The sequence below is a fragment of the Streptomyces albospinus genome (genome assembly GCF_014648695.1).
Taxonomy (GTDB): Bacteria; Actinomycetota; Actinomycetes; order Streptomycetales; family Streptomycetaceae; genus Streptomyces; species Streptomyces albospinus.
Window position 1 is genome coordinate 1 of the sequence record NZ_BMRP01000095.1, and the last position, 9,062, is coordinate 9,062.

A 9,062-nucleotide genomic window follows, 5' to 3' on the forward strand; every position below is an offset into this window, starting at 1 on the left:
TATCTCTGCCATCGAACTTCCTCATAGCGGACATCTCCACACTACGAGGGGAGGCACAGGTTCACAGACCGCCCGACGCGCCGGAAGCTTACGGGGCCATGATCACTCGCCCCAAAGCAGCTCCAGCCCAAAGCCGCTCCACCGGCCGCGTGGACCTGTGCGGGCCGTCGACGGTGCGTGCAGTATCTGCGATAGACCTGCGCCAACTCTGACGAAGTGCCAGCTACCGCAGCTAAGCTGCGGCAGGATCGAGAGATGGACAGCCCCGACGATCTCGTCTTCGTCAGCCGAAGGCGCAGACCCATCCCCGCATCCGTGATCAAGATCGCGTTCGGACGGTCCGCGAACAGATGCGCCTTCCCCGAGTGTCCACCGGTGATGCTGGACAACGGCGTCCCCCTGCTGGAAATTGCGTACATATCGTCAATGGTGGCAGGTGGCCCTAGATATTCGCACTCTCTGACGAGAGCTGGAGGGGACTCAGCCGACAACATCATCATCCTGTGCCCGACGCACCACCGTCTCGTAGATAAGAATCCCGAAATATTCACCGCAGAAGAACTTATAAAAATTCGCGGCGTGCACTATGAGCGAGTGCAGCGTGCACTATCAACCGAACAGAAACGTACCACATCAAACCGACTCGCCGATCTGCTGGAGGTTTGGAATCAGAAACGGGCAACTGGTGACGAAGAGTATTGGCAGCAGCTTTTCTCTGATCATCCCGAAGCGTTCTCTCTCGCGCTTGAAGGGCGAGCCTACACACTAAGTAGCAAGTGCTACGTGGGAGGGAAATCTGTCGCGAACACCGGCGGCAACGTACTGGATTTCCTGGCCCAGCACAGCGGAAACGTTGCCATCGTAGAGATAAAAACGCCCACGACGAAATTGCTAGCGCCTCAGAAATACAGGGGTAATGTCTATGCGCCGTCGCGTGAACTAGCAGGGTCGACCGTGCAGGCGCTGGAGTACCGGCACGGCTTGATTACAAATCTTCCTGCACTTGCATTCGAAACGCCAGGCCTCAGGGCGACTCAGCCAATGGGGGTAGTGATTATCGGCGACCTAGAAAAGGAGGAGATGGGTGAGGATGGGCGTAGGTCATTCGAGCTATACCGCTCCTCTTTCAGGGATCTCAAGATCATGACCTACGACGAGCTGTTTGGCGGGATCCAAATGCTGGTGAATATTCTGCGCGATTGAAGGCTTGCTCACCACCCTGCGTTCAGCGCTTAACAACAGGGGGTGCCGCAACTGCAGCACAGCCGATCACGTTCGCCAGCGTGCAGCAGGGATCCTGTAGCAGTGTCTATGCACGTTGCTGACTGGTCTGCATAGGGCTACGGATCAGAAGGTCTCTGACATCCAGGGCTGACATCAACGAGGCCGGGCGGAGACGTACCCCAGCATCCTCGTCCGGCCGTCGTTTCTGCGAGCGATGCCAGCCAGCGCAGAGCCCGATCGAACTCCTAAAGCGGTGCTCCCCGAAGCCATCGCATCATGGGTGCATGAGGTTGCAAGTGGAGCCGGCCCGTCAGACCTCGGCTGATGTCGCGCTGCAGTCTGGACGGAAGTGTCGTAATCGCCAGGCCGGGCCAAGAGGACTGAGCTGAAGTTGGTCTGCTCGCTGATGTTCAGGAGCCTGGCCACCTTGGCAACCTTCCGGCCGGAAGCGACCGACCGAGGGTGCGGCGGCGCGCAGACCACCTCCACCAGCCCCGGAGCGGTTCAGTGCCCGCAGGCTGGACTTCCGTGCCGGGGGAGGGGCTGAAGTCGGTGTTAGCCTGACGACGGGTTCCTCACTTCGCCACATACGACCGGCGGCTGGTGGGTCTCGGCTGTCGACCTCTTCGCGGACTTCGTTCTGGTGGATCTCGTCGGCGTCTTGACGGACGTGTGGACTCTCGAGGTCGCCGCTGGAGTCCAAGAGTTTGGGTGAAGGGGTCTGATGTCTGCGGGTGTCGACCCGGTCGTCAGTGCGCGTATGTCCCGAATCCGAGGGCGCGACACCGCACCCGAGATGAAAGTGCGTCGGGAGTTGCATCGGCGCGGTCTCCGGTACCGGGTGAACTTCAAGCCCGTGTCCACATTGAAGCGGACGGTCGACATTGCCTTCACAAGACAGAGAGTCGCTGTCCTGATCGACGGGTGCTTCTGGCATGGCTGTCCGGAGCACTTTCGGCCGGCAAAGGGGGATCGGAGGGAGTTTTGGGCGGCCAAGATCGCTGAGAATCAACGCCGTGATCAGGACTCCACCAGGGCGTTCACGTTGGCGGGATGGACCGTACTTCGTTTTTGGGAGCACGCTGACCCTGTCGAGGTAGCCGACAAGGTCGAGGACGAAGTGATCAAACGGTCCGTGAGCCGGCGGTCGCCTTCCGAGAGACCGTGTAGGTGACCTGCTCGCATCGTGCTCTCAAGATGGTGGCTAGCGAGAGCGCGAGGTGCCAATCGTCGTCGGGCAGCGGTGCGGTGTTGGGCTTGGTGACGGCGATGGTGATCAATTGCGACTCGGACTCCGCCCGGCGTAGGCAGGCGTGCCAGACCATGCCCTGCAGGCCGCTCATCGGGCCCCAGGTGATGAAGGCCGACTCACCATCGGGTCCATCGGCGAGGCAACGCATCGGTTTCACGTCGAGTGTCTGCGCGCGCAGGGTCCATCCCGAGCCCATGGCGAGCCGAACGACCGACTGCGGACCGGGGTACTCGCGTGTCGTCATCTGAGCCATCGGCCCGACACCTTCGAGCGCCCGACGGTACTGCTTCGCCGGTCCGTCCTTGATCCACGGGCGTATCTTCTCCGTGGGCATGAACCTAGCGAGTCGCCCGCCGATCTTGGGATCCTTGACGAACCGGTCGTACATCTCCGTCGCTGCTGGCGCAGAGACCTCCTCCCACCGCATGGCGTCGAAATGGCGGGCTAGCTCCGCGAAGATCTCCAAGCGGATCGGTTCCGGAAGGGTCGCCATCAGCCCCCCTCGACGGGCGGGAACTCCAAACGGACGCTGTCGTCGGCTCCGCCGAGGTCACCCACGTCGGCCATCCATTGGTCCAGAAGCCCCTTCACCCTCAGGTCCTCGAACTCGAACTGGTTCCGTCCGACTGATACCTGCTCGATCTCGCCCTCGGACACCTGTTCTCGCATGTCGTATACCTCGGCCAACCGTCGGATGTCGCTGACGAAGTCCAGTACCTCCACGTGGGTCTTTCCCTTGCGAAGACGGAGTCCGCGGCCAAGCTGCTGCACGAAGATACGTCGACTGTGGGTCACCCTGGCGAAGCAGAGAATGTTGACGTCGGGCACGTCGACGCCCTCGTTGAGGATGTCCACGGCGACGAGGATGGGCACTTCTCCTGCACGGAAGTTGAGCAGTCGTGCCCGTCGCTCCCGTGTCTTCAGCCTGGCGTGCAGCGTCTGGGCCCGCTCCCAGCCGGGCCGTCGGGCGAGCAGGTCGCGCATCCGCTCGGCGTGCTCGATCGTCTGGCAGAAGACGATGGCCCGCGGGTTCGTGGTCTGGTCCCAGACCTTCTCAAGGTGTCCCCGAACCGACTCGTCCCGCTCGGGGATGAAGAGGCGCTTGTTCAGGTCCTTGATGGAGTAGCCGTACTCGGAGGCGTGGCGGACGAAGTCCCAGTCAATGTTGTCGGCGAACACGCGGTACTTCACGTCCGCGAGGTAGCCCAGTCTCATGCCCTCCGAGATGGACACCCGCTCGACTGGTTCGCCGAAGGTCCGCTCAATGTCGTACCGGTCGCCTCGCCAGGGCGTGGCCGTCACACCCATCCGTTTGGCCTTGGGCAGCAGACCCATCATGGTGGCGTAGTTCCCGGTCTCCCCCACGTGGTGTGCCTCGTCCACGATCACCAGCTCGGGGGCGTAGCCCGTTTGGATGTAGTCACGTGCTGTGTTCGATACGCCGAAGGTGACGCCTGGCAGGGAATCAGGTTTCGAATCGCCGTGCAGCAGACGGGTCGGTACCTCCTTAGGGACGTCCCGCCACATCGCCCGTTCGAGTTGCTCCACGAGGTCGATCATGTGCGCGGTGACCAGTACCTTGGCTCCTGGGTTGGCGAGGAGGAATCGTCGCAGCAACCTGCCGGCGACGACCGTCTTGCCGAGGCCCGTAGCGAGGTAGATGAGTGCCTCGCCGGTGTCCTCTAGGGCGGCCCAGGCCGCTTCCACGGCGCGGTCCTGATAGGGATGGAGGTCGAACGGTGTGACACGCTCCGGAGCGCGATCGTAGATCGTCGCCAGCCGTCGGCCGTCCCAGAGGGTCACGTTGACTCCGACTTCCCTCAGCGCGTCCGCCCGCTCCTTGGCCTTCTGGGTGAACAGTCGATTGGTGACCACCACCGCTCGGTGGATCGCGTAATGCCGCATCGCCGCGTGGGTTTCGTCCACGGCATCGCGATCCACATTGCCCGACTTCTTCCATTTCGACTGGAAGATCCAATCCTCACCGTTGAGTCGGCCAAGGAGGTCAGCACCTTTATCCCCGGGACCATCGATGTTGACCACATCCGTGAACGAGATCAGGCCGAGCAACCGCTCCAGCTGGCGCGTGAAGCCCTTAGGGCCTTCCTCAACAAGGAAGGCTGGCTCTAGGAATGATCTATTCATGCCTGGACGATCTCCGCGTCCAGTAGGTCCGCGGTGAGGAGCAGGCGGGACAGTTCCAATGTGTTCTGCAGGGGTGGGCCCGTCACCATCCGCTTAAGGTCGGTGAGGAAGGCACTAACACGGGCCACTTGGTCCGCCTGCGTCTCCTCGCCGAGCGCAGCGTAAGTGGTGCGGAACAACCCGCCGTCCAGTACCAGTTCGGGACCGCTCGTAACAAGGTCGAGGACACCCTCGACTCCCAGGTAGCGCGCGAACTCGCCGTTCTCCACCGCTGCCTTCCAATCGACGTCCGGTGCCACCGCGATGGCGTACGACTCGGCGGCCCGCTTCGACTGACCGGACAGGGCGGACCAAAACGTGGCCGCGTCCTTCGAGGTGAGGTCGGCGAGCCGATCTCGCAAGCCCTCCAGCAGCATCTCCGCGCGACTACGCACCGCGCTGGAGTCCACCCGCCGGTCCGGGAACTGCTCAAGGATCGAGGTCACCAACCCGTCGATGGAGCCTGATACGGAGTACACGCTCTTCAACTGCGATGCCGCGCAAACTAGCGCGACGTTCAGTGGGGACCACCCGTACCGCGCGATCAGCGTGGTATCGGAGTCCACGTAGATCTCTACCTCGCCAGCTACGATCCGAACCACGGCTGGCTGCCTCTGGCCGTCCTTGAGCAGTTCGACTCCAGAGGTGACGTAGACGCGAAGGATCGCCTGAGCGGTACCAAGGCGAACTTCGCGGTCAGTGTCGGGAAGCAGCGTCGCGTGCTCCCTGTACCTCGCGAAGCGTTGCTCTTCGGTCTCCGGCCGTGTCTCTGCGGCTGGCTCCGGCTGCTTCTGATCTGGGGACGGTGAGTGGCCGTCGGACGCCCCCGTCCTCAGATGTCCAAGCCCCTCCCCCTTGAGCCAGTCATCCTCGTCGGAGGGCGGTGCCGGCTCCGGCGGTGGTCCATTCTTGACCCGATCATGATCGGCCGCGGCCTCGTACCATTTCTCGTCGGTCTGATACTCCGGATCCCCGCCGCGGAACTTCTGTGCCCATCTCTTCGCCTCATTGTGGATGGCGGTGCTGCCGTTGCCCGGCATGAGGTACCGGAGACCCGGTTTGTTCTCCCGGAAGGCGTTGAAGAACCGACTCATCGGAGAGTCGTTCTCACGATTGAACAGGCGCTTGGCGAGCTGTGGACGCAAGGGCAGGTCGCCTCGCACCTTCTCGACCATGTACCGCCACTCCGGCGACGACGTGTCGAAATTGGTCTTACGGACGTTGACCGGTGCGTGGTCGAGATGGATCTCGCCGACGATGCGGCCCATACCGAGTTCGATCGGATACTCCAGCTCGGTGTCTCCGTCTGGTCCCTCCCAGTCGAACAAGGACCTGTCCCTGGTTGTAATCGCGCGCCCGCTCCGAAGGAACGTCAGACCGAAGTCGGACTTATCGGCGAACCTCTGCACGCCCAGCCACCCCACGATCCGGCGCTCTCGCTCCTGGATATCAGTGCTCTCACAATCAACGCACTGGTCATACCTTGAGGTGTACCAACGCCCGCAGTTCATACAGGCGAAGGCGTTGGTGAGTGGAACGTGGATTACTTCCGCAGCAAGCGCTTCCGCAGCCTTGTACGTGACCGACCGGGTCGGGTCCCAGATGCACGGCACGAGAGGGGGCACCTGGCGAGCGTTGACGTACAGGCGCTGGTTCAAACCGCCCATCAGCCGCGCGCCCGAATGAGGGCCGTCGGGATCACGCAGCATGTAAGTGTAGATCCGCCCTAGGTTCTTGCTGACCTCCCGGATCGAACTCGCCGACTTCAACTTCACGACCACGTCTTCGCGGAGGTTCGTCACCGAGACGAGAGTGCCGTGCTCGTCGAGATCCTTCCGCTCGTAGCGAAGAGGCACTTCGTACGACGACAGCCGCTGCATCTCCCTAAGGTCGATGGTGGCGGTGATCCATTGGTCGTCGCCACGTCGTCCCGTACGGACCTCCGTCACCGTGCCAAGGCGGGCCGTGGCGATGTTGAAGCCCATGCCGAACAGGCCGAGGCTGCCGAACCGTTGCTTACCCGACGTGCCGGCGCTCAGGGCGTACCGCAACTCCGCCTGGGACATTCCCCGGCCGTTGTCGCTCACGACGACCTTGGCACCCCGGCTCACCTTGCTCGCCGTGGGCAAGGTGATGTCTATTCGAGGTTCCAACGTTTCATCGACACGGGTGGCCTCGACGAGTTCGTCGAGACAGTTGTCGATCAACTCGCAAAGGCACTGGTGAAGTTGGAGGTCAACCTCCGCGATCATCTCCAAGATCCGGGGGGAAGGCGTCAAATTGAGGGTGCCGGGTCGCGTCTCCGTCTCCGTCATGCTTCGGATCCCTCCGCGCGCAGGGCGGCGTGGACGCTGTCGGCCACGACCCGCGCCAACTCGACTGGGACCGCGTTGCCGAGCTGGCGCATCGCCTTGCCCCAAGGGCCATGCAGCTCGTAGTCGTCCGGGAAGGTCTGCAAGCGGGCGCTTTCCCTGACCGTGAAGTAGCGGATGGAGCCATCCGCCTCACGCAGCATGTTCTCGCCGCCGGGGACCCCGTGATGCCCTGCTTTCAGCGTCTTCGCTGGCCAGTCCATCGGACTCCCGGTGTGACCAGGGTAGGAGCGAGCTCCCGGTTGAAGGACGTGATTGAGAACTCCCCTAGTACCTGTCAGCGTTGGCTCGGGAAGACCGGCCAGCGCGTCGCGTACGGTGCGCCAGCGAGCTTGGACCTCGTCCGGCCGCAGTTCCGCAGGTATAGGGACGTTAGGCCGTTCTGGGCGTTTCGTCTTCGGCACTTCATGTTCCTGCCAGTACTCGCCAGTTATCCACTGAGCATGCAGAAGCGCGCGCCTTGAGTGTGTGACACGCGGGAATTCCCAGGTCACGTCTAGATCGTTTCGGAAACCGACCAGGAAGACGCGCTGGCGCTGCTGCGGCACGCCGTAGTCCGCTGCGTTAGCGAAGGCGGGGATGACCCGATAGGCCAACTCTTGGTTGCTGACGTCCTTGCCCGCTGCCCGGAGCCGCCGCAGGTGATCCCCCCACAGTTCATCGGGCTTCGCGGCGAGGAGGGGCAGCGAGAGCCTGGCCTGGATGTACTGGAAATAATCGGCGAACCTCGGGCGCGCCAGACCCCTCACGTTCTCGATGATGAACGCGCGGGGCCTCAGGTGTGCGATCGCCTCCGCCGTGGCCGGGAACATGTCACGTTCATCGTCGTCCGCCTTGCCGCGGCCACCAATGGAGAACGGCTGGCACGGCGGGCCGGCGGCGACGAGATCCACCTCGTCGGTGATGCGAGACCAGTTGAAGTCCCGCACGTCGCCCTCCTCGACGTGCCAGTTCGCGACGAGCTCGTTCCCCCGGGCCTGGTTCTGTCGCACCGTGTCACAGGCCCACTTGTCTAACTCCAGGGTCGCCAGCGGGTCGAAGCCAGCCTCCTGGCAACCCAGCGCGAGCCCGCCAGCGCCAGCGAATAACTCCACGCTCGCGAGCCGGGCGGACGTGTTCCTCATCAATAAGAGGGAGGGGTGGCGAACAGTAACGCTCGCAGGAACGACCGCAGTCTCAGACATGCACTTCTTTCCAACCATAGCTTTAGTCCGAATATCATGATGCCGCACGGTCCGACGACCTCGCCAGGACTTGCGAGTCTCCTGATCGCCTTTCGGACTGTGACCGCTTGGAGCCACGGTTGAGGCGACGTCACCGAGTTAGCTGGCGACTCGATGCGCGCGGTCGCCCTCGCGCCCCCCTTGGACTTTCACCACCCTGGCCGACATCTGCCGCGCCCGGTGCGAGCAAGTCGACGACCTCGCGAGCATGTTGCCCGCGGCGTAGTTCAGCGTGCCGCGCAGGGGAACAGCCAACCTCTGACGCACAGCGTCGGCGGTGCCCATCTGCACACCTTCGCTGAGCATCGCGGGCAGCCGTGCGGCACGGATGACGCTGGAAAGCCTGCCCGGCAGTCACCTCTGGGCCAGGGGCCTCGCGTTCCGCATGAAGTGCCTCCGGATAGCGCTTGGACGCAGCGACCTGCTTCCCACCCGCTCGACAGGGAAGACCAGTTCAGATGTCAACCGTTCGTGCGACAGACTCGAACGGGCAGGATATGGCCGCTAGTGCGCGTGCGCTGGACTACTGGATGCTCAGACTCAGCGAACACCATGGGTCGGCCAATGCTTCGGCGGAACCGCACTCTGCGCTGCTGACTTCGGTGCCCTTCCGCTCCGCGGAGTACAGACGGCTCGTGGACCAAACGTGGACGGAGAGCGCGCCGTCTGTCGCTTATAGACCCGTGAACTGCGTGAACGTCGGAGCCCGCAAGGCCCTCCGGAGCCGTTTGAGCGCACGCACTCATCGTGTGCCTCCCCTCGTAGTGTGGAGATGTCCGCTATGAGGAAGTTCGATGGCAGAGATAC

6 protein-coding genes are annotated in these 9,062 nt (G+C 62.9%); 2 read left to right on the forward strand and 4 right to left on the reverse strand.

Translation table 11 applies throughout. From position 1 onward, the window contains the following. Window positions 1-255: 255 nt before the first annotated feature. Both IEZ17_RS40725 and IEZ17_RS40730 read left to right on the forward strand, forming a co-directional pair. Window positions 256-1,203 (forward strand): Shedu immune nuclease family protein, encoded by a 948-nt coding sequence (locus IEZ17_RS40725; protein ID WP_189308680.1) that lies wholly within the window; start codon window positions 256-258, stop codon window positions 1,201-1,203. Between the two features lie 781 nt (window positions 1,204-1,984). Next, window positions 1,985-2,398, forward strand: a complete 414-nt coding sequence (locus IEZ17_RS40730) for a very short patch repair endonuclease (RefSeq protein WP_189308684.1) — start codon at window positions 1,985-1,987, stop codon at window positions 2,396-2,398. On the opposite strand, the gene IEZ17_RS40735 is transcribed toward IEZ17_RS40730, so the two are convergent. From IEZ17_RS40735 to IEZ17_RS40750, 4 genes are read right to left on the reverse strand one after another with little or no spacing between them, the layout of a single operon-like run. Continuing rightward, entirely contained in the window at window positions 2,349-2,969 is a 621-nt protein-coding gene (locus IEZ17_RS40735) for a hypothetical protein (protein WP_189308681.1), read from the reverse strand. The genes IEZ17_RS40730 and IEZ17_RS40735 overlap by 50 nt on opposite strands. Further along, window positions 2,969-4,621 (reverse strand): helicase-related protein, encoded by a 1,653-nt coding sequence (locus tag IEZ17_RS40740; protein WP_189308682.1) that lies wholly within the window; start codon window positions 4,619-4,621, stop codon window positions 2,969-2,971. Before IEZ17_RS40740 ends, IEZ17_RS40735 begins: the two co-directional genes overlap by 1 nt. Next, entirely contained in the window at window positions 4,618-6,975 is a 2,358-nt protein-coding gene (locus tag IEZ17_RS40745; protein ID WP_189308683.1) for an ATP-binding protein, read from the reverse strand. Before IEZ17_RS40745 ends, IEZ17_RS40740 begins: the two co-directional genes overlap by 4 nt. After that, a complete protein-coding gene (locus tag IEZ17_RS40750; RefSeq protein WP_229853112.1) occupies window positions 6,972-8,156 on the reverse strand; it encodes a DNA cytosine methyltransferase in 1,185 nt (394 codons plus the stop codon). Before IEZ17_RS40750 ends, IEZ17_RS40745 begins: the two co-directional genes overlap by 4 nt. Between the last annotated feature and the right edge of the window lie 906 nt (window positions 8,157-9,062).